General features: G+C 68.9%; 1 protein-coding gene. It reads left to right on the top strand.

Going from position 1 to position 1,584, the window contains the following annotated elements:
* Nucleotides 1-1,584 (top strand): tetratricopeptide repeat protein (locus ACYPXD_RS23360; RefSeq protein WP_459716755.1); only part of this gene is annotated, 1,584 nt, incomplete at both ends.

The following is a 1,584-nucleotide window of genomic DNA, read 5'->3' as shown; positions in this document are numbered from 1 at the left end:
GAAGTCGCGTGCGCGCGCGCACGCGCGTTCACGTTCCGCGTCGTACGCGTATCTGGATGGTCCGGTCGTGCGGCGCGCGGCGAGCGCGTCGTTGGCCGCGCGCAACGGCGTGCGTTTGATCCGCGTCGCCGCCTCGACGCAGCCAGTCGCGGCGCCGGAACAGCCGGCGGCGCCGGTCGCGGCTTCGTCGTCAGCCACTTCGTCGGGCGCTGCGAACGGCAATGTGGCCGATGTCGTCTACCACGCCTTCGTCGAATCGGGCGACCTCGCGAGCGCCGAGAAAATCGCCGCGCAACAGGTGCAGCGCGACCCGCGTTCGGTGCTGTGGGTCAAACGCCTCGCGCAAACGGCCGAATGGAACCGCGACGCACCGCGCGCGCTGAAATCGTGGCTCGACTACGCGCAACTGTCGGACGATCCGGTCGGCTGGCAAAACGTGCTGCGCATCGCGCCGATGCTCGACGACGACGAAGCGTATCTGACCGCGCTCGTTCATCAGGCGCGCCAGACGCCGAACGACCTGAAGCTGGTCGACAACGTCACCGCGACCTACGAGCGCCTCGGCCGCCCCGACGACGGTCTCGCGTTTCTGCGTTCGTTGCCGCGCGGCACGAATGCCGATGCGCTCGATCAACGCATTGGCGGCCTCGCGGAACGCGCCGGTCACGACGACCAGGCGCTCGCCGCCTATCGCGCGGTGCAGGCGCGTCATCCGAACGACGCGCATGCGGCGCTGCGTACCGCCAGCGTGCTGTATCGCGACGGCGACTATCGCGCGTCGTTTGAAGCGTTGAAGCGGGCCCGCGTCGGCGCGAGTGACAAGGACGAGGATTTCTGGCGCGATTATGCGGAGCTCGCGCGCCTGTTGCAGCTCGACGACGAAGCGAACGACGCATATCGGCATCTGCTTGCGAGCGGTGCCGCAACGCCCGAAGAGCTCGGCGAGATGACGTACTTCTACGATCCGTATCCGATCGACGCGGGACGCGTGGCCGAGCTGCGCTACCGGCGCGATCACACGCCGCGCGCGCTGCAGGATGCGATCTTCTATTACACCGATGCGCAGGCCTACGACCGCGTCGCCACGTTGCTCGCGAGCCTCACGCCCGAGGAGCTGCGCGCAGCGGAAGCGTCGCCGGGCGTGCTCGCCGTGCGCGCCGAGTACGCGCGTCTGACCGACCGGCCGCTCGATGCGCTCGCCGATCTCAAACGCGCCGTCGAGCTGCCCGATGCGACCTCGGACATGCGCGCCGCGTATCTGTGGACGCTTGTCGATTACGGCACCGACGCGGAGCTCAAGCTCGCGCTCAATCGCTGGCGCGGCACGATCGATCGCAGCGCCGCGCTGTGGGAGCCGTATGCGGCAGCCGAGATGCGTCTGAACCGGCCGGTTGCCGCGCTCGAGTATCTGCGTCGCCAGGCCGGCGCGCTGTCGCGTGATCCGCTGTGGCTACTCACCTACGCGGATGCGCAGGAAATGGCGGGCCATGACGAGCTCGCCTGGTCGATTCGCCATAAGGTGTGGCTGCAACTGCAACAGGACGCGGCCGCGCTCGCGAAGCTGCACGGCGCCCCGCGCGGGGC

Source organism: Paraburkholderia sp. 2C (assembly GCF_054589215.1).
Note: the sequence above shows the minus strand (reverse complement) of the source record. Positions and strands in the feature narration are given on the sequence as shown.